At 58.9% G+C, this 23,893-nt stretch carries 17 protein-coding genes; 7 read left to right on the top strand and 10 right to left on the bottom strand.

Features of this window, described 5'->3' with window-relative positions; all coding sequences use genetic code 11:
- Window positions 1–3: 3 nt before the first annotated feature.
- Genes M0974_RS04895 through M0974_RS04885 form a run of 3 tightly spaced genes read right to left on the bottom strand, consistent with a single transcriptional unit; the run spans window position 4 to window position 3,261 of the window.
- Complete coding sequence (locus M0974_RS04895; RefSeq protein WP_297833488.1) at window positions 4–1,362, bottom strand: DUF1329 domain-containing protein; 1,359 nt, start codon at window positions 1,360–1,362, stop codon at window positions 4–6.
- Between the two features lie 48 nt (window positions 1,363–1,410).
- On the bottom strand, window positions 1,411–3,072 hold the full coding sequence (locus tag M0974_RS04890) for a DUF1302 family protein (RefSeq protein WP_297833486.1): 1,662 nt from the start codon (window positions 3,070–3,072) through the stop codon (window positions 1,411–1,413).
- Between the two features lie 45 nt (window positions 3,073–3,117).
- Window positions 3,118–3,261 carry a hypothetical protein gene (locus M0974_RS04885; RefSeq protein WP_297833484.1) on the bottom strand — a complete coding sequence of 48 codons (144 nt, stop codon included), beginning with the start codon at window positions 3,259–3,261 and terminating at the stop codon, window positions 3,118–3,120.
- A 153-nt stretch (window positions 3,262–3,414) separates the two neighbouring features.
- On the opposite strand from M0974_RS04885, the gene M0974_RS04880 reads away from it, so the two are divergent.
- Both M0974_RS04880 and M0974_RS04875 read left to right on the top strand, forming a co-directional pair.
- Window positions 3,415–6,969, top strand: a complete 3,555-nt coding sequence (locus tag M0974_RS04880) for an indolepyruvate ferredoxin oxidoreductase family protein (protein ID WP_297833482.1) — start codon at window positions 3,415–3,417, stop codon at window positions 6,967–6,969.
- A 188-nt stretch (window positions 6,970–7,157) separates the two neighbouring features.
- On the top strand, window positions 7,158–7,757 hold the full coding sequence (locus tag M0974_RS04875) for a TetR/AcrR family transcriptional regulator (RefSeq protein ID WP_297833480.1): 600 nt from the start codon (window positions 7,158–7,160) through the stop codon (window positions 7,755–7,757).
- A gap of 8 nt (window positions 7,758–7,765) precedes the next feature.
- On the opposite strand, the gene M0974_RS04870 is transcribed toward M0974_RS04875, so the two are convergent.
- From M0974_RS04870 to M0974_RS04845, 6 genes are all read right to left on the bottom strand, one after another.
- Window positions 7,766–8,116 carry a hypothetical protein gene (locus tag M0974_RS04870; RefSeq protein WP_297833478.1) on the bottom strand — a complete coding sequence of 117 codons (351 nt, stop codon included), beginning with the start codon at window positions 8,114–8,116 and terminating at the stop codon, window positions 7,766–7,768.
- A gap of 112 nt (window positions 8,117–8,228) precedes the next feature.
- Window positions 8,229–8,999: an SDR family oxidoreductase gene (locus M0974_RS04865; RefSeq protein WP_297833476.1), complete on the bottom strand. Its 771-nt coding sequence runs from the start codon at window positions 8,997–8,999 to the stop codon at window positions 8,229–8,231.
- Between the two features lie 20 nt (window positions 9,000–9,019).
- The gene (locus M0974_RS04860; protein WP_297833474.1) at window positions 9,020–10,087 is read right to left on the bottom strand and encodes a phosphotransferase family protein; all 1,068 of its coding nucleotides are present in this window, start codon (window positions 10,085–10,087) and stop codon (window positions 9,020–9,022) included.
- Window positions 10,084–11,385: an acyl-CoA dehydrogenase family protein gene (locus M0974_RS04855; RefSeq protein WP_297833472.1), complete on the bottom strand. Its 1,302-nt coding sequence runs from the start codon at window positions 11,383–11,385 to the stop codon at window positions 10,084–10,086. Before M0974_RS04855 ends, M0974_RS04860 begins: the two co-directional genes overlap by 4 nt.
- A 23-nt stretch (window positions 11,386–11,408) precedes the next feature.
- Complete coding sequence (locus tag M0974_RS04850; RefSeq protein ID WP_297833470.1) at window positions 11,409–12,161, bottom strand: SDR family NAD(P)-dependent oxidoreductase; 753 nt, start codon at window positions 12,159–12,161, stop codon at window positions 11,409–11,411.
- Between the two features lie 30 nt (window positions 12,162–12,191).
- Window positions 12,192–14,420, bottom strand: coding sequence for a CoA transferase (locus M0974_RS04845; RefSeq protein ID WP_297833468.1), 2,229 nt, complete (start codon window positions 14,418–14,420; stop codon window positions 12,192–12,194).
- A 225-nt stretch (window positions 14,421–14,645) separates the two neighbouring features.
- Between M0974_RS04845 and M0974_RS04840 the strand changes: the two genes are divergently transcribed.
- Window positions 14,646–16,676 carry a methyl-accepting chemotaxis protein gene (locus M0974_RS04840; protein WP_297833466.1) on the top strand — a complete coding sequence of 677 codons (2,031 nt, stop codon included), beginning with the start codon at window positions 14,646–14,648 and terminating at the stop codon, window positions 16,674–16,676.
- A gap of 68 nt (window positions 16,677–16,744) precedes the next feature.
- Here the strand turns inward: M0974_RS04840 and M0974_RS04835 are convergent, their stop codons facing one another.
- Window positions 16,745–17,374: a TetR/AcrR family transcriptional regulator gene (locus M0974_RS04835; protein WP_297833465.1), complete on the bottom strand. Its 630-nt coding sequence runs from the start codon at window positions 17,372–17,374 to the stop codon at window positions 16,745–16,747.
- A gap of 258 nt (window positions 17,375–17,632) precedes the next feature.
- Here M0974_RS04835 and M0974_RS04830 point away from each other — a divergent pair, with 258 nt between their 5' ends.
- Genes M0974_RS04830 through M0974_RS04815 form a run of 4 tightly spaced genes read left to right on the top strand, consistent with a single transcriptional unit; the run spans window position 17,633 to window position 23,878 of the window.
- The gene (locus M0974_RS04830) at window positions 17,633–19,249 is read left to right on the top strand and encodes a GMC family oxidoreductase (protein ID WP_297833463.1); all 1,617 of its coding nucleotides are present in this window, start codon (window positions 17,633–17,635) and stop codon (window positions 19,247–19,249) included.
- A complete protein-coding gene (locus tag M0974_RS04825) occupies window positions 19,249–20,736 on the top strand; it encodes an aldehyde dehydrogenase family protein (RefSeq protein ID WP_297833461.1) in 1,488 nt (495 codons plus the stop codon). Before M0974_RS04830 ends, M0974_RS04825 begins: the two co-directional genes overlap by 1 nt.
- 55 nt (window positions 20,737–20,791) lie before the next feature.
- Window positions 20,792–22,447 (top strand): DUF1302 family protein, encoded by a 1,656-nt coding sequence (locus M0974_RS04820; RefSeq protein ID WP_297833459.1) that lies wholly within the window; start codon window positions 20,792–20,794, stop codon window positions 22,445–22,447.
- A gap of 54 nt (window positions 22,448–22,501) precedes the next feature.
- Complete coding sequence (locus M0974_RS04815; protein ID WP_297833457.1) at window positions 22,502–23,878, top strand: DUF1329 domain-containing protein; 1,377 nt, start codon at window positions 22,502–22,504, stop codon at window positions 23,876–23,878.
- Window positions 23,879–23,893: the final 15 nt, after the last annotated feature.

Genomic DNA, 23,893 nt, shown 5'->3' with positions numbered 1-23,893 from the left:
TACTCATCGGGTCTGGCCGCCAGCGATGGTTTGCGGATTGGCCTCGCGCTCGGCCACCGGAGCCTGGCGATAGCGGGTCGGACCGTTGCCGAACATGCCGTACTGATCGCGGGTGAAGTCGTACAGCGAGTACGAATCTTCCTGCGGGTTGTTGGGAACGCCGTAGGCCTCAATGTTGTATTGGGAGCCGGTGCGAAACAGCGCGCCGCTGTCGTCCCAGGCGTCGTAGATCGCAGCGCCGAAGGTGTCCTCGTCGATGTAATAGCGGCGGATCTTCTGGGCATGCCGTATGCCATCCTTACGTGTGGCTTCCACCACCCAGACCCGATGCAACTCCCAGCGCTCACAATCCGGATTGATGTGTTTCTCCATCAACTTGGTGGTCATGTCGCATTTCCACTTCAGGTCATAGTTGCTGTAGGGAATGAACATTTCCTTCTTGCCAACCAGCTTCCAATCGAAGCGGTCCATCTTTCCCGAAAACAGGAAGATTTCGTCGTAGAAGGCCACACCACCGAAGGCAGAGTTGGGTGTGTCATAGGCAAATTCCGGGGCTTTGCGCACGCGTCGCTGTCCGGTGGAGTAACTCCAGGCGTAACGGGCCTCGGCCACGGGATCGAGGTAATCCCAATAACCCGACGCCTGTCCGGCATTGCGCGCCGGCGCCATGGTTCGGGACCAAATCCGCGAACCCATTTTTGGGTCACGGGTCGGTTCATCGACTTGATAGAAGGGCTTCTCACCCGTCGAGCGGTTGGTGTTGGTCAACGTTGGCCGCCCTTGGCTGACCACATAGGCGCTGTGGTTCCAGTCCCAGCCGTTGACACCTTGGTAATTAAGCAGGTAATTCCACATCACTTGCATGCCGTTCTTCGGCAGCGGAAACGGCAGCCCTCCCCGGCAGGCTTCGGCCATGGACAACCCATCGTTTAGCGTCTTGCACTCAGGATTACTGGCGTTACGTTGGGTCGCAGCGAGGAAGTTCTCGGGAAACGCCGCCGTACGGTGCGTTGGGTAAACCTCCAGGTAGTAGGTCGAAGGGTTCTGCTTGAGCAATTGCATTTGCCCCGCCCCCAGCTGGTCGGCGTACTGCGCGGCGTTGGCGGCCGTGATGCGCAGCCGTGGTTTCTCGCCAGGAAAAGGGTTGGGCCAGTTACCGTCTCCGGGGACCATGCCCGCGGGCACTTTCAAGCCGCCGTCATAAGCAGGAATGGTCCCTGCCGCGTTGCCAGCAGTGATAGCGCCGAAACGGGTCAAGCGCGCGCCCAGATCAGCCGGTACGGAGTTTTCGTCGGCGAAGGTCGGTGTAGAGAACACGGGTATCAGCGCGGCGGCCAGAAAACCTGTCCATATAAATTTCATGAGAATTCTCCCGTCATTGTTATTGGGTGTCGTTGCAGCGCAGGTCGATCAGAAGGCCGTACTCAGGGTCAGCGACACCCAGTCTCGGTCGGTCAGACCGATATCGCCGCGTCCACCAACCACGGTATTGCCTACGCCGGGCACATAGCGCTCTTTGGTGTCGCTGCCATAACCGATGTAGGCCAGGGTCACTTCGTAGCGTTCATCGAGCACGCCCTTGACTCCGACTTTGTAGCTGTACTTGCCTTCGCTGCCGCCACCGGTGGCCGCATTGCCGGACACGCCGTAGTCGAAGCTGATCGGCGCCGACAGGTTCCAGCCGGGAAACACACCCAACCATTGCGGAGCGAAACTGACTGCAACACCGACATAGTTCTTGGTGGCGCAGCCGTCGCTCCTGTCCTGCCCCACGCAGCCGCCGTATCCCTCGCCGCGGAACTGGTTTTCGTTCTTGGTGACTTGCTGCAAATGGCTGTAGGCGATTTCCGTGATCAGGTTGCCGGTGTCAAAGAACCGAGTCTGCGGCAGCAGCCACAGGCTGTTGGCGACCACGTGCCAGGTATCGCCCCGTGCACCCTGGTTATCCACCAGGCCGAAGCTGCTAGACATCAGTGGGGCGTTCTGCCGATATGACAAATCAACCCCGACCGAGGCACCGCCCAAGACCGGTCCCGCCGCCCAACCGAGGCTGTATTGCTTGACGTTTTCGGCGTAGATATAACGCGCAAAGTCCGAACCGACCTGCAGACCCCAAGGGTTGTAGTCGTCGAACTCGCGATAGGCAGCACTGATGTCCGAATGCATGAAGTCGAGGCTGTAGGTCGCCATCACCCCCCAGTTACCGGCGTTTTTCGGGGTTTTCGGGTCGATGATCGGCAAGGCGAAACCGGGGGCGACCGGTAGCTGGTTCGGACCTTGTAGCTGGACGTCCGCCCCCGCCAGGTAGGTACCGCCTTCCGGTGCACGGGTGGTGTCCCACTCCAGGAAATATTGCGCGGCGACCGAGAGTTTGTCGGTCACCTGTGCCTGGCCGGAAATCTGCGTCAACGGCAGGAATATCTCGCGGGTTTCAGTGCCAGGATTGGCCAGAGCCTTGCGCCCGTCGATGGGTGCCTGGGAGTAAGACATGGCATGGCCAGCGATTAGTAAGCCATTGCCCCAATAGACCGTGTGCCGACCGGCGCGAAGGCTGATCGGGATGTCACCCAGGTCAAATCGGGTGAAGGCAAAGGCATCGAGCAGTTCTCCGCTGGGGCCGTTATGGTAGCGTTTGGTCTGCCCGGAATACTCACCGCCACGATAGCTCGGCGTACTGGGCCCGGCAGGTGCTCCGGGGTAATAGACGTTGCCACCGTTGGTCTTGACATCGTCATCAGCATAAGCCTGGTCGTACCAACCCGAACCACTGACACGAAAGCCGTGGTACTGCTTGTACGTCAATTCGAATTCGCTCATCAGGTCGACGCGGTTGGTTACCACGTCGCCGCGATCGAACTTGGAATCAGACTCATCATAGGTAGCGTTATTGGCCAGTGCGCTGTTGCGTCCCTGAGCGCGCATGCCGATGTTGTAGCGAACGGTATTGTCCCAGCGCAGGTTGAAGTCAGGATTGCCGATATCGTACTCCGCTGCGCCCACTTCCCCCGCGCACACCAGCAACGCTGCCAGTCCCCACGCTTCATTAGCAATCTTCAATCTCGATTTACGCATCGATCCACTCCGTCATGCCCATTGTTTTTATTGTTCAGCTGACTTTCAGATGGCGCGTCCACCATGGGTGAACGACTGGCTGGAGTAGACGCGACGGGGTAACAGCGGACAACGATTGAGGCTATTGCCCAAGTGCACGTCGCTATCGATGAAATACAAAGGCTCGCAAACAGAGGGCGAAGTGATCATCCGTGATCCGAAGCAGCTATCTGTTTAGCAAATACCGCTCCCGTAAATTTGTGATTTTACGATGACGGGACTCCGATCTAGACTCAGGCCCATAACAAGTGCGCCGGTTTTCTCCCTGCGGACGCACGCCAAAATAAGCCTGGAGAACGCCCGATGAGTAAGCTTCCGTCCCTGGAAGACAAGTACCTACAGCAGCACGGCAAAGTGCTGCTGACCGGCATTCAAGCGCTGGTCCGCTTGCCCTTGATGCAGCGTCAGCGTGACTTGGCCAACGGGCTGAATACCGCCGGTTTCATTTCAGGTTATCGCGGCTCACCCTTGGGTAATTTCGATCAGGCGTTGTGGAAAGCGCGCGACCACTTGAAAGCGAACCACACGGTGTTTCATCCGGGTGTCAACGAAGACCTCGCGGCCACCTCGGTCTGGGGCACGCAACAGGTCAGTATTTTCGAAGGCGCCAAGTACGACGGCGTGTTTGGCATGTGGTACGGCAAGGGACCTGGTGTCGACCGCTGCGGCGACGTGTTTCGCCATGCGAACGCCGCCGGGACCTCGGCTTTCGGTGGTGTGCTAGCCATTGCCGGTGATGACCATGGCGCCCGGAGCTCGTCGCTGCCACACCAGACCGAGCATATTTTCAAAGCCGTAATGATGCCGGTACTGGCGCCGTCCGGGGTTCAGGAATACCTGGATTTCGGCATACACGGTTGGGCAATGTCGCGCTATTCCGGTTGTTGGGTGGCGCTAAAGGCCGTGGCCGACACAGTAGAAAGCGCAGCCATCGTCGACCTCGACCCGCAACGGGTCCAGCCAATCATCCCGGATTTCCCGATACCCGAAGGCGGCCTGAATATCCGTTGGCCAGATCCGCCCCTGGCGCAAGAAAAACGCCTGTTGGAACACAAGTTGTATGCCGCCCTCGCCTACGCCAAGGCCAACCGCCTGGACCGCATCGTGCTCGACTCGCCCAAGGCTCGGATCGGCATCATCACCTCAGGTAAGTCATATCTGGACGTGTGTCAGGCGCTGAACATCCTGGGTATCGATGAAACCTTGGCCAACCAGATTGGCTTGCGCGTGTACAAAGTCGGGATGATCTGGCCGCTGGAAGCCGACGGCGTCCGGCAGTTCGCCGAGGGTCTGGAAGAGATTGTGGTGGTCGAAGAAAAACGCCACCTGATCGAGTACCAACTTAAAGAGGAACTCTACAATTGGCGCGAGGACGTTCGCCCGCGCATCGTCGGTAAGTTCGACGACAAAGGCGAATGGAGCCTGCCACACACTGACTGGTTGCTGCCAGCGATTGGCGAACTCACCCCAGCGCAGATTGCCCGGGCCTTGGCGCGTCGTATTTTGCGTGTGTGCCAAAGCGGTCCGTTGCAGGTGCGTCTGGCCGTGCTCGATGCCCAATTGCAAGCCTGCCAACCGCTGGGCAACTTGATGGAACGAGTGCCGCATTATTGCTCCGGTTGCCCGCACAACACCTCGACCAAGGTCCCTGAAGGCAGCCGTGCGCTGGCGGGAATCGGTTGCCATTACATGGCCGCCTGGATTTATCCGCAGACCCAGACGTTCAGCCAAATGGGTGGCGAAGGCGTGGCCTGGATCGGGCAATCACCCTTTACCGAAACCCGCCATGTATTCGCCAACCTAGGCGATGGCACCTACTTCCACTCGGGGCTTTTGGCAATCCGTGCGTCAGTGGCGGCCAAGGTCTCGATCACTTATAAAATTCTGTACAACGACGCCGTGGCCATGACCGGCGGCCAACCGGTGGACGGCAGCCTCAGCGTGGCGCAGATCAGCCGTCAGCTCGCCGCTGAAGGCGTGTTGAAGATTGTGGTGGTCAGTGAAGAACCTGAAAAATACCAGCACATCGACGACCTCGCCCCCGGCGTGCCGGTCTATCGCCGCGACCTAATGGATGAGGTTCAGCAGGAGCTACGTGAGTTCGCCGGCGTGTCGGCGTTGATCTACGACCAAACCTGCGCAGCAGAAAAGCGCCGCCGGCGTAAACGTGGCAAGTTCGCCGATCCTGCCCGCCGGGTAGTGATCAATGAAGCCGTGTGCGAAGGCTGTGGCGATTGCAGCAGCAAATCGAACTGCATGTCGGTGGTGCCGGTGGAAACCGAGTTTGGCCGCAAACGCGAGATTGATCAGTCGTCGTGCAACAAGGACTTTACCTGCCTGACCGGGTTCTGCCCCAGCTTTGTCACCGTCGAGGGCGGGACCCTGCGTAAACCAAAGGCGTTGGCGCAAAGCGCGGAAGAAAAGTGGAACCTGCCGACTCCAACGCCCTTGGCGCTGGACGAGCCGTGCAGCATCCTGGTGACCGGCGTTGGCGGCACCGGCGTGGTCACCATCGGCGCATTGTTGGGCATGGCGGCGTTTATCGAGGGCAAAGGCGCGCTCAATCTGGACATGGCCGGCATGGCCCAAAAAGGCGGCGCGGTGTGGTCGCACATCCGCATCGCCCAGCGCCAAGATCAGCTCTTCGCGCCACGCATAGCCGAGGGCGAAACCAGCCTGCTGTTGGGCTGCGACTTGGTGGTTAGTGCCCATACCGAAACCCTGACAAAGCTGCGGCATGGCGTGACCCATGCGTTGATTAACAGTGAACAGAGCATTACCAGTGCGTTCGTCCGCACCTTCGCCCGACAGGCAGAAACCGGCGACTTGACGGCTAACCCCGACCCGCGTTTCCACAGTCAGGGCATGGCCGAACAGATCGTCGACAGCGTCGGCAGCGACCACGCGTTGTTCCTCGACGCCAGCCGTATCGCCACCGCGTTGATGGGTGACTCCATCGCCACCAACACCTTCATGCTTGGCCATGCCTATCAAATGGGCTGGCTGCCGGTGGGTGAAGAGGCGCTGATGCAGGCCATCGAGCTGAACGGTACGGCCGTTGAGTTCAACCGCATGGCATTTCTCTGGGGACGTCGTGCGGCGGTTGACCTGCCGCGTCTGCTGGCACGTCTGGAAAGCTTAAAAGCAAAAAGCCCGGACCGTGAACTGTCTCAAACCCTTGATCAGCGCATCCGCCGGCGCATGGAGGTTCTGCGGACCTATCAGAACGAAGCATACGCGCAACGCTATCTGGGCCGCGTCGAAGCGATCCGCAAGGCCGAGTCCCTGTTGCTGGGCAAGCCCGGTCCGCTGACCGAAGCCGTGGCGCGCTATTACTTTAAGGTGCTGGCCATCAAAGATGAGTACGAAGTGGCACGGTTGTTCACTGACGGGGAATTCCTGAAGAAAATCGAAGCGAATTTCGAGGGAGATTTCGCCCTGCGCTTCCACCTCGCCCCGCCCGTGCTGAACAAGGCCGGTGTGGAGCCGAAGAAAAGCAGCTACGGCCCATGGATGCTCCAAGGCTTCAAGCTGCTGGCGCGAATGAAGTTCCTTCGTAACACTTGGCTTGACCCGTTTGGCCGCACCCATGAGCGCAAGGTCGAACGCCAATGGCTGGAGAGTTACGAAGCCGTGCTTGATCTGATCCTTAAGGAGCTGAGTCAGGACAATCACTTACTCGCCGTAAGCCTCGCAGAACTGCCTGATGCCGTCCGCGGCTATGGCCCGGTCAAAGAGCGCTACTTGGTGCATGCCCAGGCAAAACGCGAGACGTTACTGAATCAGTGGCACGGTAAAGCATTGTTTGTAGACGCAGCGCCAATGACCGGAACAAAGATCGACGTCATGCAGCTCTGATCCTCTTTAGGAGCTAATGCGTTGGCGCGGCGTCTTGTCTGATACGCCGCGCCGGCGGCCTCCCAAATGACTCAGTCCCACATTAGGGGATCTACTACCACCTGTGGGACCGAATTCATTCGGGAAGCTTTGTGTGTTTATGCCGTCGCCAGCACGTCGGCTTCACAGATCTGCTAAAGAGCAATCTTATGTCCGTCGCCGAAAGAATCTGTACGTCCCCCCGCGAACACATCAGAAATGTAGCGCTGTGTTTGTTTGTCGAGCAGGGTTTCCAGGCGGTGAGTTTGCGTCAGTTGGCATCGGCCGTGGGGATGCAGGCGGGGTCGCTGTACAACCATTTCGAGAGTAAACAGGCGCTGCTGTTTGAGCTGATCGAAAGCTATGAAACCGAGCTACTGCATGCCCTACCCACCTTCAAACCCCTAGGGGCAGACCCGCTCAAAGCCCTTGGCATTTTTGTGCGCGCACACCTGCATTTCACCCTCCGTCAGGATCAACGCGCACGCCTGACGCGCATGGAGTTCCGATGCCTGGAACAGGAGCAACAAGTGCGCATTCAACACCTGCGCGCCGTGTGCTCTCAACGATTGACCGCGATCTTGCATCACGGCATCGAGCGCCAGGTATTCAAGCCAGTGCCGGTCAACACCTTAGTTCCGTGCTTGCTATCTCTGCTCAACGATGCAGGCAACTGGTTCGGCCCGCACCTGTCGATGACGGCGGCAGTCGAACTACAGATGAAGATGATCAGCGGCGCCCTATTGCCCACTGCGGGCGCACCGAACTAACGCAATCGTTACTTCTTATGGCACTCCAGACTGGCCTTGAGCGGTGCGCCGGTGTATTTACCCTCAACCCGCAAAGTCGCCGATTCGCCTGGGGCCATGACCGCCGGTGGCGACTGTGCATCGCTTGACTCGGCCGGGCCTGGTTTGAGCATGCATATCACCGCAACCGAGTCATTATTGGTAAGTTTTAATGCCTGCAAGGCGCCACTGGCGCTCTGGCCGCCGCTGTCGCTGTTACCTTCCATCCCGGCGTCGATCTTCAGGCCATTGAGGTGTTTATCCATAAGTAAATCGTCGGCGTTTGCCAGTAGCGGCAAGCAGACAACGACACTCACAAGTAAAAAGCTAAACCTGTTCATTAGGCATATCTCCGAAAAGTGTGCAAGCAATGCACACACAGCAGTAGAGAAGCCCACCTTGATGCAAGTTCAGACTATTTTCGGTTAGCCAGGCGAAGTGGTTACAGCCGCCTTAGCTGAGCATCACCATCCCGCCGTCAATCATCAGCGTCTGGCCGGTGACGAAACGCGAACCCTCTCCCGCCAGAAACACCAGTACCGGGGCCAAATCCTGTGCTGCATCGCCCAAGCGACCGCCGATGGGAATTTGCCCGTCCATGAAGGCGTCGTGCTGTTTGAGTTGATCAGCCGACATGCTGGCCCGGGTGTTCTCGTACATGGGCGTCCACATTGCCGGCGCAATAGCGTTGACGGTAATACCTTTTGCGCCCCACTCCCGCGCCACTGTGCGGGTCCACGCCAATACCGCGCCCTTGCTTGCCGCGTAATGTGCCTTACCCGGCTGACCCACCACCCCTGCCGCAGAGGCGAAGTTGATGATGCGGCCGCCATGGCTCTTGAGCAGTTCATAGGCAGCACGATTGGTGAGGAAGGTACCGCGAGTATTGACCGCAAACACCCGTTCCCATTCATCCAGTTCGATTTCATGGGCCATGGCATTTGGGGCAATGCCAGCTGCGTGCACCAACACATCCAGGCCACCCAATTGCTGTGAGGCCCAGGCGAAGGCTTGGTTGATCGACTCGGGGCTGGAGATATCACACACATAACTTTTGGCCCAGCCACCGCCCCGCTCCGCTGTTGGCACCGCGCTTTCGCCTATGTCCAGGCTCACCACATAAGCACCTTCGTCGACGTACGCTTTCACAACCGCGGCGCCAATCCCGCGAGCACCGCCGGTGACGATGATCTTCCTTCCTTGTAGCTGCAAACGGGTTTCCATTGCGAGGCTCCTTTCAAGGTTTACCACTGAGAGTTCGGTTTGTTGCGCGAAAGCGTGGCGTGCGCGCGCTCGAACAGACGCAACGCCGACGCGTGATGGGTCTGGCCGACATCCATGGGTGCCTTGCCGGCACAGGCTCGGGCGTAGCTGCCTTCAAGGAGGATGCCGAGCTTGAAGCCGGCGAGCACGATGTACCAATCTAGCGCGGACAGGTCGCGGCGAGTGGCGGCGCGATATCGGGCGATCAGCTCATCGGCGCTGGGAAACCCGCCCCACGGCTGCACATGAATAGTCCCCGCGCCACGGCCGTCGGCTTCTGGCCAACTGACCACCAGCCACCCAAGATCCAGCAGCGGATCGCCGAGGGTTGCCAGTTCCCAATCGACGATCGCAGCCAACTGCGGGCCGCTGTTGCTGAACATCACATTCGACAGGTGAAAGTCGCCATGCAAAATCCCGGGGGTGTTGTGAGTCGGGCAGTTTTGCACCAGCCATTGCCCAATTGCCTCGACATCAGGCAACCCGGCAGCACCGGGCCAACCGAGGTAATCGGAATAGCTGCGCAGTTGCGACAACCAACGCGGCGCCTGACGCTGGAGAAACCCTTCGGGCTTGCCGAAATCATCCAGACCCACTGCCCGATAATCGACTTCGCCTAGCCGCAACAAGGCGTCGACCATTGAAAAGCCCATCTCGCGACGAACCTGCGGATCGCTGGCATGTAACTCGGGCATCCCCGCCGAAGCATTGAAGCCATCCACCGGTTGCATCAGGTAAAAGCCGGCACCAAGCACAGCGGTGTCATCACAGGCTGCAATCAAACCGGCGTGGGGCACTCCCGTCCCCGCCAGCGCCGCCAAAACACGCGCCTCTCGGGCGATGGTTTTGCTGCCGTCCTGACGCGGGTGCAACGGCGGTCGACGCAGCACGAACTCACGCTCGCCACGCCGAAAGTGCAGCAACAGATTCTGCGTGCCACCGGTCAAGCGTTTTGGGTCTTTGATTGGGCCGTTTTCCAGACCTTGCGCGTCCATCCAACGCGTCAACCGGCAGATGTCTACCAAGGCTTGCCAGTCATCGCTGCTCATCGCTGGGTTTCCCGTTCGCCACAGCGGGCCAGTTCCACACGGTACTTTTCCCGAGCTTTGGCCGCCGCCGTCGGCCGGTGGTAATCGGGGAACATCTGTTCTTGCGGCTGATAATCACGCAGCAGTTGCTTGGCAACCGTGACCTTGTGCACTTCAGTCGGACCGTCCGCCAGGCCCATCTGGAACGAGCGAATGATCAAACCAGCAAACGGCATTTCTTCGCTGACTCCTAGCGACCCGTGGACCTGCAACGCCCGGGCGGCGATGTCGTGCAACACTTTGGGCATCGCCGCTTTGACCGCCGCGATGTCTTTGCGCACCCGGCGATAGTCCTGATACTTGTCGATCCGCCACGCGGTGCGCATCACCAACAGGCGGAACTGTTCCAGCTCGACCCACGAATCGGCGATCTTTTCCTGGACCATCTGCTTATCTGCCAACCGACTGCCTTGGGTGCTGCGCGACAAGGCCCGCTGGCATAGGGCATCCAGTGCTTTTTGCGCCTGACCTATGACCCGCATGGCGTGGTGAACGCGCCCGCCGCCGAGCCGAACCTGAGCCACCACAAACGCTTGTCCCGGTTCGCCAAGCATGCTGCTGGACGGCACACGAACCTGATTGAATTTCAGGTAGGCATGGGTTGCGGCCGGATCATCGGCGATGCCAACGTTGCGCTCGATCAGCAGTCCCGGTGTGTCGGTCGGCACGATGAACATCGACATGCCGCCATGGGCGCCAAGGCTTTTGTCGGTCACTGCCATCACGATCACAAACGCAGCGTAGCGGGCATTGGAGGCGAACCACTTTTCGCCGTCGATGACCCAGTCGTCACCATCGCGTCGCGCCTCGGTGGTAAACACACTAGGGTCGGCGCCGCCTTGGGGTTCAGTCATCGCGAAACAGGAGACAATTTCGCCGTCCAGCAACGGTTGCAGGTAGGCGCGTTTTTGTTCGACGGTGCCATAGTGCGCGAGGATTTCGCTGTTGCCGGAGTCCGGCGCTTGGCAGCCAAAAACGATGGGGCCAAACAGCGCACGACCGAGGATTTCGTTGATCAGAGCCAAACGTACCTGGCCGTAACCTGGCCCGCCCAGTTCCGGACCTAAGTGACAGGCCCACAAGCGGCGCTCACGCACTTGCGCTTGCAGCGGTCGCACCAGCTCCTTGAACAACGGGTCATGGATATTCCACGGGCTGCCAAGCACGTGCTCCAGGGGTTCGACTTCTTCACGGACGAAGTGCTCGATCCAGTCCAGTTCTGCCTGAACATCGGCATCGGTTTCAAAATCCCAGGCCATCGGGCCCTCCTTTCAATATGCAATCAGGCGAGTAACATTCCGCCGTCAACCAATAGGGTTTGGCCAAGCATGTAACTGGCCAGCGGTGAAGCAAGAAACAGCGCGACGTTGGCCATGTCTTGGGGAGTACCGAGACGCCCCAATGGAATAGTGCGCAACGCCCCTTCAAGACGCTTCGGATTGCCAGTGGTGATGCGCGTCAATTTGGTTTCCACCAACCCTGGCGCGATGCCGTTGACCCGAATCCCGTCCCGCGCCCACGCCTCGCCCAAAGTTCGGGTCAGACCGAACGCGCCGGTTTTCGACGCGTTGTAGGCCGGGTTACCACGAGTGGAATGGAAGGCGGCTGCCGAGCTGACGATGATCAACGCGCCCTGCGCCGCCTTGAGTAGCGGGTGAAACTTTTGCGCACACACCATGAGGCTGGTGAGGTTGATGTCCAGCACCTTGCGAAAGCCCTCCACCTGAAATTCCTGGCGGTCGTACAACACTGTTCCTTGGGCCTGAACCAGCACGTCCAGCTGTCCAAAGACAATGGGCGCGCGCTCTATCTGAGCAGCGTCGCCGACGTCGACTTGGGCGTAATGCAAGCCCTGCAGATTGGAGTCTGACGAGTCGGCGTAATCCGCTGCTGTTGCTCGCGTACCCCAGACGTATACCTCGGCGCCGCGACTCCGGAAGTTTTGCGCGATCCCGTTGCCGATTCCGCTTGAGCCACCGATGACCAATACAGTCTTGCCGCTGAAATCCAGCTCGTGCATGTAAAGCTCGTGCATGTCAGTTCCTTGTAGCGAGAAAGGGTCGACCTAAAGTTTTAGCAGGCCAGCGTCGGCCAGCGGTTGCAACTGGTCGTCGGTAAAACCAAGGGCGTTAAGCACTTCGCGGCTGTGTTCGCCCAATGCCGGCGGCGCACGGTTGAGAGAAAGCGGCAGATCGCCGAAATCCCAGAAGCCGCCGATCTGCTGCAGATGGCCGTAAACCGCGTGGGGGTAATGGGCATGCAGGCCAGCGGCGGCATGCGCCGGATCGTCGAGAAACGGATCGAGCTGTGCTTCGCTAACAATCTCCGCGGGCACCTTGGCGCTGTGCAAATCCGCCAACGCCTGGGCTTGACTGCGTGTGCTGAAATAAGCCGTTGGCGTGGCGCCTACCGTCGCCTGAAAGTGCTCGATCTCCGTGGGCTCTAACGCCGCCACGGCTATCCAGCCGTCGGTGCAGCGGTACAAACGATGCTCCGCGCCCAGCCCGGTTTGCTCACTGTCGAGCACATCGACTTCACTGACAGTGCCGTCGTCAAACGCCACCGCTTCGCTCATCGACAGCATCGTAGCGCCGAGCAGCGACGACGCCACCATCTGCCCTTCGCCACTGCGATTGCGCTGATAAAGGCCCAGCAACAAGGCATACAAAGATGACAAGCCAGCAAAGAAATCGCCCACGCCAAATCGCAACCATTGCGGTGGATTTCCGAGTCCACCCTGAGCAGTTTCCCAGCCACACGAGGCCTGCATCAATTGATCGAAACCGGGCCAATCGGCACGCGGGCCATGGGGTCCATAAGCACTGACATGGCAGTAAAGAAGACCTGGATTAAGCGCTTGCAGGCTTGCGTAATCGACCTTGAGTTTGCGCGCAGCAGGTAGGCGCATGTTGTGGTGAACCACGTCTGCCCAGCGCACTAACGCGTCCACCAACGGCTGGCTCTGAGGATCGCCAAGCTTCAAAGCAACCCCGCGTTTGCCCCGTTGAGTTCCGCTAAAAGTACGCTCCAACCGACGCATCGCGTCCCCGGCCGGTGCTTCGACCTTGATCACTTCGGCTCCCAGATCAGCCAGCATCATGCAGGCGAACGGACCGGCCAGATAGGCGCCGAGATCAAGCACCTTCAGACCGTGCAAGGGTGGCAACGCGGTATGCACAGGATGCTCTGGTTGCGCCGTGACCGCAGGCTGATGGGCCGAAACGCGAGCGTTATCCGCACCCAATGCATGCAAGGGGCCACGCACTTGAGCTGGGGGTTCGACGCTATAAGAAGGCCCTGGCTGGAAGGTGTTCCCCAGCAGCGGATCGTCGACCGGAACCACGTAGCCGTTGAGCCGCGCCTGCTCGTCGAAGTAAATCGAGCCAAAAGGTGCGGCGATTTGCACGGCCACATCGTGTGCCCACAGGTGCTCTACCCAGTCTTGGGCGGGTCGGGTGGCGAACACCGCCCGGTTCGCACCGAAGTTTGGCGCTACATGGCTGGGCGGCCATAACGCATTGAGCCGGGCCACTTCGGCGTCACCAAATTCGGTGAACGCAGCCGACATCCAAGGCGCTTTATCCGGTGAGTAATGCACATGAATCCAGCGGCCATCGCTGCACTGGTGTAACGGAATCGGAATGTGTTTATCCAGCCCTTTGGCGAATACTGCGGTCGGCGTTTCGGCACGGGTCCAGTGCATGGTCATCGGCACCAGTGCCGCCTGCGCCAGGCTGGTATGCGCCGGGCCGCCGCGACCGTCTCGGTCCCGGGCGATCAACCGAGCCATGACCCCAACCACACACAGCCAACAGGCCAGCCAGTTGGCGAACGGCATGCGCACAAAAACCGGCCCTGGGCGGTGACCGGGTTGCTCATCAAGCAGCCCGAGCCGGGCCAGTACCAGGGTTTCCCTGGGCAGTGCATTGGCCAATTCATGGCGCGGCGGCCAGCCACCAATAGCCGAGACCACCAGTCGAGGAAAACGCTTGCCTAAGGTAATGTCATCCAGCCCAAGGGCGGCGGCTTTAGCGGGGGTGAACTCATGTATGAGTACATCCGCAGTAGCCAGCAAATCGCCTAGCGCATCAGGCGTTTCAAGGTCTAAGGCTACGCTGAGTTTTCCGCGATTGAGCACGCGGAAGAGCGGCGTGCCACGCTGACGGTTGCCTGCAGCAGGTTCGACTTTCACTACCTCGGCCCCTGCTTCGCTCAACTGCAAACCTGCAGCCGAGCCGGCGATACCGCTGCACACATCGATGACCCGAATCGCGTGAAGAATCCCGTCGCTCATGGCACACCCTCAACTCTTCTTATTTTTAAAGGCCACCTAAATGGCTTTGCTAGCTGGCCAGCCGTTCCGGCCAGTTCAATGAATAACATAATTTTCAATACAGACTAGTATTCTTAATCAAGAATAACTAATGTGAATACCCCGACTGAATCAGTGGGCATGACTCGAAAAATTCACAAGCCGTGCTTTAAAGAACAAAAATAAAAACAGAAAGGAAAAGGCTAAATGATGAGCTTGATGTATCCGGCAATTGCACTGATGAACCGCCTGAGCTTCGCCAAAAAATTCGGTCTCATGAGCATGCTTTTTTTCCTGCCGATGCTGGCCAGCAATCTCTATTTGGTTCGCGACTCGTATCGTCGGTACGTGAGCACCCAAGTCGAGCTGCAAAGCCTGGATCTGCTGGGTTCAAGCTTGGGCTTACGCAAGGATCTGGAGGCGCTGAGCAACCTGGCCGAAATCAATGCGATCCTCGGACCTTCCGGCAAAAACGAAGACCTCGAGTCGCGCATCGCCACCCTTGAACAACAGGTGATGAGCACTCTGCAAAGGCTGGCGGTGGTCAGCATCGACGACGACCAGATTGCCGCGTTCAATAGCAAACGCGACCAGATGATCAAGCAGTTCAAAGCGCAGCAGACTGCGACTTCCTTACAGAACAAGAGTCTGATCATCGACCGGATACTCGCCGATGCTCAACTGCTTTGCCGCATCATCGCCAGCCAGGCAGGGCTCAGCCAGGACGATGAACCTGAAGTTCGTCAGCTCATCGAGCTGGTCAATACGGTGACTGCGCAGGTGACGTCGATGCTCGGTCAAGGTCGCACGATGGGGTCCTACTCATTGGCGCAGAAGCTATTGAACACCTCTGCCAACGTGAAGTTCGACATCCTGCTCAATGCGCTGGACAAACTGGACGCAGATTATGGCCTTAGGCTGGACGAAGCGTTGCTTGTCAGCCCAAGCACCACACAACAGCTCCAGGCATTGGCAACGGCCAGCCGGGCGTCGCTGAAACAAGGTGGGCTGTTGTTCGAAAAAAACGTGGTAGCTGCCGACGAACTCGAGATGCCGTGGCAACAGTTTTATGACCGGGTCAGCGAACTGATGGCCACTACCTATCGATTAAACGATGCCACCCTGCACGTGCTCGACGATAAGTTGCAGCAGCGCCTGGCGCAGAAGCGCAACAACATGCTGATACTGAGTGCCGGCGTTGCCGTGGTGTTCGTGACGATCTTTTACCTGTTTGCGGCCTTCTATATCGCAACCCGCGGCACCTTGCGCAGCCTTCGACAGGTGATGGGCAAGGTCGCTACAGGAGACATGACCGTCAGCTTCCATGCACAAAGCCGCGATGAACTGGGCGACCTCGGCCTGGCGCTCAATACCACGGTGCAGAAGATCCATGACTTGATCGAACAAGTCGGTCGCACGGTGGGCGAAGTTCAGCTTCAGGCCGGCCAGGTAGAAACGGTTTCGGCACAAAGCAGCGTGGCCGTTACAGATCAACGAGGTCAGATTGAACAGGTCGCCGCCGCAATGAACCAAATGACGGCAACGGCCCAAGAGGTCGCACTTAGTGCCGTCGCCGCGGTCGCCAGCGCGCAGAGTGTCAACCTGGAAACCGCCAGTGGCCGCGGGCTGCTCGATTCGCAGCAAAAAAGCATCGTGCGATTGGCCGAGGAAATCGAGTGTTCGGTTACTGTGATCAATCAATTGGCCAACGACAGTACGTCAATTAGCACCGTCCTGGACGTTATCAAGAGTATCGCCGAGCAAACCAATTTACTGGCGCTGAATGCGGCGATTGAGGCCGCACGCGCTGGCGAACAAGGCCGGGGATTTGCCGTAGTGGCCGATGAGGTACGCACGTTGGCTCAACGTACTCGACAATCCACCGACGAAATTCAACAGACCATCGAAGCCCTGCAAAACGGCGTAGGGGCTGCGGTAAAAGCCATGGGCCTGAGTCATCACACCGCCAACGGCGCAGTCGGCCAATCAGGGCAGGTGCAGAAAGCGCTGGTCAATATACTTGATGCCGTGGGCCAGATCGTCGACCAGAACCAGCGAATCGCGACCGCTGCCGAGCAGCAGATGGCTGTGGCTCATAATATCGATCGCAACATCGTCGCGATCAACCAGGCGGGTGAACGCACTGCCTCCGGTGCCAATAAGACAGAACGTGCCAGCGGTGAGCTGACCGTTCAGATAGCAGAGTTAAAACAATTGATCGGGGCGTTTCGAGTTTGACGTTCAAAACTCAAGCGGGATGACTCCTTCTCACAAGACATCGTTAGACGGGTAGCCCTACCTGTGGATCAGGCAGTGCAATCCGTTTCGGGCCAAATGCCTTGGCTCATCAGTCCGTTGAAAGTTGCACTGAGTCCTAGCGCCGCGCAGGGATAATCGTGGCGCACCCACCAAAGCCAAAGAGCGAGCAACCCGCCGACCAGGCTGCGCACCGCAATCTCACCGCTAAAACCGCTGGAGTCATAAGCGTTGTGCGTCTTCATGTGCTCACGAACCTGAACGACCAGCAGGTTTTCCAAGTGTGCCAAGACAATGTATCGAGACGTTCCACTCATCAACGAAGTGGTCAATGCCGCGTGCTGCTCGGTTGCCAAAAATAACCAGCCGCACACATCCAGCACCACCCGCTCTCGACCCGCGACGCTACTGAGTTTTATCGCGGGCGCACCCATGACCCCGTAGCCGGCGACCAGCAGGTCTTCTTTGTCGCGAAAGTGGGTATAAAACGTCGACCGTGCGATGCCTGATCGGTCGAGAAGATCCTGCACCGTGATGTCGCAGTAATCCTTCTCCAGTGCCAGGTGATACATGGTCACCAGCATTAGTTCGCGCGTGCGTTGCGCGCGTAAGGCATGTCGGTCGCCGCTGACGTCCGACTCATGGGGCCAGTCGGCAACGGTGGGAATATTCTGATTCATCCGGAATCTCTACGTGAGAGGCTTGGTGAATATCTTTTTGTAGTGGTTTTTAAACAGTTTCTTCAGGAGTGTTTCAATAAACTTCGCCAAGACTGTCACAGGCCCACAGAGCAAGCAAGCAGCGGTGTTCAGCACTGTTCAACAAGTCAGTTTCAAGCCATACCGAACAGATCGGGTTTTCTGTCCGTTGTGGATGTGTGGCGACGGTTTTAGAGTCCGTTCTGTCCAGTACTTTCCCTGTAGAGCAGAACAATAAAAATGCACAAATCCTACGACTACGTCATTGTCGGCGCGGGCTCTTGCGGCTGCGTGATGGCAAATCGGCTGTCCAGCGATTCCACTGTATCGGTGCTGCTGATCGAAAGCGGCCCGCAAGACAGCAGTGCAATGATCGCCATGCCCCGAGGCATCGGCAAACTGCTGGCGCCCGGCAACCCCCACGTATGGGACTATCAGGCCTCACGCGGCAAAGACCTCGGCAACGAACTATGGCTCAAGGGCCGAACCCTGGGCGGCTCCAGTTCTGTCAACGGCATGGTCTATGTGCGCGGCGCTCCGGCTGATTACGATGGCTGGGAAGCCAATGGCTGCAGCGGTTGGGGCTGGAAAGACATTGGCCGGCAGTTTGTCGCCCTCGAAGACCACCAGTTGGGTGCCGCAGATTGGCGTGGCGTGGGTGGCCCGCTGAAAGTCAGTGTGCATCCCTCCGGCGATGAACTGTGTGACGCGGTGATCGCCGCAGCCGCTCAGCTCGGGACGGCGAAAGTGGCTGATACCAACCACGTCGACGCGGTGAAACACGGCGGCTTCGGCTACCAACCGCAAACCACCTGGGGCGGTCAGCGCTTCAGCGCCGCCAAGGCGTTTCTTGATCCTGTACGCGAGCGCCTTAACCTGACCGTGCTCACAGGCACCACCGTGGAACTCATCGAGTTCAAGGCCGGCCGAGCAGTGACGCTGCAGCTTCGCGATGCATCAGGTCAGAGCACGGTAGGTATCGCTCGCGAGGCCGTACTGTGCGCGGGGGCCATCGAGAGTCCGAAATTGCTGCAGCTATCGGGTGTCGGTCCCGGTGACCTGCTGCGTTCGCTGGACATAAAGGTGGTCAGCGATTCGCCGAACGTCGGTCGCAACCTGCGTGAACACCTGTACATCGCCATGCAGTACCGGGTTACCCGCGGCAGCTTCAATCACAGCTTTTCCGGTTTCGGATTGCTGCGCTCGGTGCTGCGTTATTTCGTCAGCAAGAAAGGCCCAATGACCCACGCAGCCCACGAGGCTGGCGGCTTCGTCAAAACCCGCAAGGGCCTGGATCGTCCCGACGCGCAAATCGGCGTGAGCTTGTACTCGATGCTGGGCGACGGCAACAAAGTGATGATCGACAAAAAGCCAGGCCTGACCCTCGGCGGTTATTTTCTGCACCCCGAAAGCCAGGGTGAAATCCGTATCCAATCCAAAGACCCGTCGGTGGCGCCGCTTATCGATGCCAACTATTTGAGCGCCGAAGTCGACCGCACCGCAGGCATTGCGCTGGTCCGCTGGTTCCGAAAACTGGCCGAGCAACCGTCGCTCAAGCCGTTCATCGTCAAAGAACTCACCCCCGGCCCTGACGCGCAAACCGATGAGCAGATCCTCGCTGCGTTGCGCCATTACGGTCAAACCGCATTTCACGTTTCCGGCACCTGCCGCATGGGCGACGACCAAGCCTCGGTGGTGGACCTGCACCTGCGTGTGCGTGGCGTTAAAGGCCTGCGCGTGGTCGACACCTCGGTGATGCCGACCCTGCCATCCGGCAACACCAACGCCCCGGCCATGGCCGTTGCCATGCGCGCTGCGGAACTCATGACCGGCAAAATTGAAGGAGCGACATGCTGATGAGCATTCCCTTTACTCATTTGGACAAACTGTACATCGACGGTCACTGGGTGCCGACGACGGACTACGAAGCAGTACTGAACCCGGCCACCGAAGCGGTGATTGGACACGCGCCCGTCGGCGACAAGAGCACCGCAGAGGCTGCCATCGCCGCCGCACGCCATGCCTTCGATCATGGGCCGTGGCCGCTGATGAGCATGCACGAGCGCGCCGGTTATTTGCGGCGCCTGCATGCGGCACTGGTTGCAGAACGCGAAGCCATTGCCGCCTTGATCATCGCTGAAGTCGGCTGCTCCCAAGGCGTGACTTATGGGATGCAAGTGGATATGCCGCTGGGCCATGTGCTGACCGCCATCGATCAGTCGTTGAACGGCGAACCCCGGCAGATTGCAACGCACGCAGCACCTAATCCGTTCAATCCCGGCGGCCCATTACTGCTGGGCGGTGGCAGCATTGAGCGCGAGCCAATCGGCGTGGTGGCGGGCATTACCGGCTACAACTTCCCGTTCCTGTTGAACTTGGCAAAGGTCTTCCCTGCCCTCCTGGCCGGCAACACGCTGGTGCTCAAACCTTCGCCATTCACCCCTTACTCAGCGTTGCTGTTCGGGCAACTGGCGGAAAAAATCGGGCTTCCCGCCGGGGTGCTGAATATCATTACCGGCGGCCCTCAGATCGGCGCGCTGCTGAGCAGTGACCCGCGCGTGGACATGGTTTCTTTCACCGGTTCCGAAGCCGTCGGCATCAGCATCATGAGCCAGGCTGCCCCCACCCTCAAACGTGTTCACTTGGAGCTTGGCGGCAAATCAGCACTGATCGTACGGGCCGATGCCGACGTGCAAACGGCAGCGATGGCAGCGGTCGGCGGCTTGACGGTGAACGCTGGTCAGGGTTGCGCACTGCTGACGCGGTTTGTGGTGCATGAATCTATCCGCGCGCCGTTCATGCAGATCGCTCAGGCCATCGCCAGCCAGATCAAAGTCGGCGACCCAGCCGACCCGACGGTGATGATGGGGCCGCTGATCCGCGAATCTCAGCGGGCCAAGGTTCAGGGCTTTATCGACCGGGGCCGCGAGAGCGGAGCGCGTCTGGTGTGCGGCGGCGGACGCCCGGCGGACCTTAAACGCGGCTTCTTCAGCGAGTTGACGCTGTTCGATGACGTGCGCAATGACATGGAAATCGCTCAGGAAGAAATCTTCGGCCCGGTGGGCGTGACGATTGGTTTCGAGACCGATGAACAGGCATTGGCCATCGCAAACGACTCGCGCTTCGGCCTCAATGGCGGGATTTTCACTGCAGACGCCGCCACCGGATTGCACATGGCCCGGCGCATCCGCGCAGGCAGCGTGTACCTGAATGGCGGTGGCGGACAGATGCCCTATGCACCCATCGGCGGTTTCAAGCGCTCCGGTATCGGCCGTGAATTCGGTCCCGACTGGCTCAAAGAGTTCACCCAGGAAAAGTCGATCATTTACCCCATTGGCCGCTAAGTCAGCCAAGCGCGCTTCCCGAACCACGCATTGACAATAAAAATAAGGTAAACCGATGAAAGACATGACCTTGCAGGGGCGCAACGCCGTCACGCGCGGAGCCATCACGTTGTTGGTGCTGGGCGCCAGCGGTCTGGCCTGCGCCGACTCGATCGAGCTACCCAATCCCGACTACCAGCTGCGCTGGGACAACACCGTTCGTTACACCCTGGGAATGCGCACGGAGGGCCAGGACAGCCGCATCATGAACAACCCCAACTATGACGAGTCGGACGGCAAGTTCAACAAGGGCGACGTCGTCACCAACCGCCTCGACCTGTTGACCGAGTTGGACTTCTCCTACCTCAACAACTGGGGCGCACGCATGAGCGCTGCGGGCTGGTATGACCAAGCCTATGACGATAGCAGCGTCAGTCCAAGCAACCCCGCCTACGGCACCAGTTACAACAACAACCATTACAGTTCGCAGGTCAGTCGATACGTCAATGGTCCGTCCGGCGAAATACTGGACGCCTTTGTCTGGAAAAACTTCTCGCTGGCGGGTGCGCTGGTCAACGTCAAAGTCGGTCGGCAAACTAACTATTGGGGCGAAGGTTTACTGTTCGCTGCGCATTCGATTTCCTACTCCCAGGCGCCTACGGACGGTGTGAAGGCAGTCACCAGTCCAGGGATCGAGATCAAGGAAGTGTTCCTGCCGGTCGGGCAGATATTTGCCAAGGCGCAGGTCACCGATGCCCTGACCATCGCCGGGCAATATTTCTATGAATGGGAAAACACCCGGTTACCGTATGGCGGCACCTATTTTGGTCCGGCGGACCCGTTTTTCGAAGGCACCGATCGCTTGCCGCTGGGCAACGGTCAATACCTTAACCACTCCTCCTCCAAGTTCGGCCGTGATAGCGCCAACTGGGGCGTGATGGCCAAGCTGAACGTCGAGTCCATCGAATCGAACTTTGGCGCCTACTACCGCCAATTTGACGATTACCAACCGTGGCTGGCGCCGGAAATACGCTTCGCCCAGGCCGACTATCGCCTGGTGTACCCGCGTGACGTCAAGCTGGTGGGCTTGAGCTTTTCCCGGGTTATCGAATCGGTCTCGGTGGGTAGCGAGTTGTCATACCGCATGAACGGCGCGCTGAATGCCACCAGCGTGGACCCGACTGATGACCAAGGGCCGCGTGGCGACACTCTGCATTTTATCGCCAACGGCGTGTACCTGATGCCGCGCAGCTTCCTGGCCGAGAACGCCACGGTCGTTGCCGAATTTGCCTACAGCCACCTCCAACGCGTCACCGAACACAAAGAGTTGTACGACGGTGTGGGCCAGCCAGGCTGTGTCAACGAGCGCACCGGTGTCGCCGGTGCGGGTGACAAGTCCGATGGTTGCTCGACCCGCGACTATTACGGCTTGGCGGTCAACTTCACGCCGACTTACCTGTCGATTTTCCCGTCATGGGACATGGACGTACCAATCACTACCAACTACGGCCTGCACGGTAACGCTGCCACTGCCGGTGGCGGCAACGAAGGCTCACTGTCCTGGTCCGCCGGGGTCAAACTCACCTACGCCCAACGTTACGAGTTCGGCTTGCGTTACGCCGACACCACCGCCCAATCGAAAACCCTAGCCGGCAACACCGTGGGCGGTAACGGCGGCGTGGGCAGTACCGATCGCGGCTGGCTGGCCTTCACGTTCAAGACCTCTTTCTAAGCAGTCAGATAACTTTTCTGCTTGGTCTCCAACAAGAATTCAGGAGAAACGCCCGTGTTACGACATCAAACCCCTAGCCTGGTCCTGGCCTTCGCGCTGCTCGGTTGTTCTGCCGTCAGCGTGGCTGCAGTGACTGCGCAAGAAGCCGCGGAACTAGGAAAAACCCTGACCCCGTTCGGTGCGATCCGTGCCGGTAACGCCGACGGTTCGATCCCGGCCTACGAGGGCGGCCTGCGCACTGCGCCGCCGGGCTTCATAGCCGACAGCGGTTTCTGGGTCGACCCGTACAAAGATGAAAAGCCGCTGGTGCGGATTGATTCGAAAAACATGGACAAGTACGCGGACAAGCTCAGCGACGGGCAGAAAACACTGCTCAAGAAGTACCCCGAGTACTACCTGGACATCTACCCGAGCCACCGCACTACCGCCTACCCACAAGAAGTCCTCGACGCCACTGTGCGTAACGCCGGCAGCTGCAAAACCCTCAACGACGGGCTGGCGGTAGACCCGGTGTGCCGTGGCGGCCTGCCCTTCCCGGTTCCAAAAAACGGCAACGAGGTCATGTGGAACCAGCAACTGCGTTACAAGATCGGTCATGGTTACTCGACCACCTCTTCCTCCAATAGCTGGGTCATCGATGCTAACGGCCAACTCACCAAAACCGCCGAGCAACGGACGTTCGAAGAGCAGCCTTACTATCAGGTCAAGCAAGCGGACCGTGACCCGCAGATGTACGCCCGGGTTTACGCGCTGGATAAATACCCGGCGCGCAGTGCGGGCCAGTTGATCGTACTTGACGACTACCTCGACCCGATTGCCAAGCCACGCCGTGCCTGGAGCTACACACCTGGCCAGCGACGCATCAAGCTGGCGCCCGAATTTGGTTACGACACGCCAGTATCGAACCAGGGCGGGGTTAACTTGTTCGACGAACTTCAGATGTTCTCGGGCGCGCAGGATCGTTTCGACTACAAGTTAGTCGGGCGCAAAGAGATGTACATTCCCTACAACGCCTACAAATTTTATTTTGACTGCAAACAGGAAGACCAATTTACGCCGCACCACGCCAACCCTGCATGCGAACGTTGGGAGTTGCACCGCGTATGGGTAGTTGAAGCGACCCTCAAGCCGGGCATGCGTCACGTTTACAGCAAGCGCACCTATTACCTTGATGAAGACAACTTTGGCACCGGCCTGTATGACGCCTGGGATGCCAGTGGCTCGTTGTACCGTTCGATCTTCCTAAGTGGGGTGCAGTTGTATGACAAAACCCTGCCTTACAACGTGAAGAACGTCAGTTACGACTTTAACAAGGGTATGTGGGCGCTGGTGAACGACGGGCTCAAAGGCGGCTACAAGTTCTTCGACACCCCGCGCTCCGAACTGGAAATGAACGCCGAAGCTATTGTTTCTAGAGAAACTCAACGCTAACCCACTGGAGAACCT

The sequence above is a fragment of the Pseudomonas sp. genome (assembly GCF_026224925.1).
Lineage (GTDB): Bacteria > Pseudomonadota > Gammaproteobacteria > Pseudomonadales > Pseudomonadaceae > Aquipseudomonas.
This window is presented reverse-complemented; position numbering and strand designations above follow the sequence as displayed.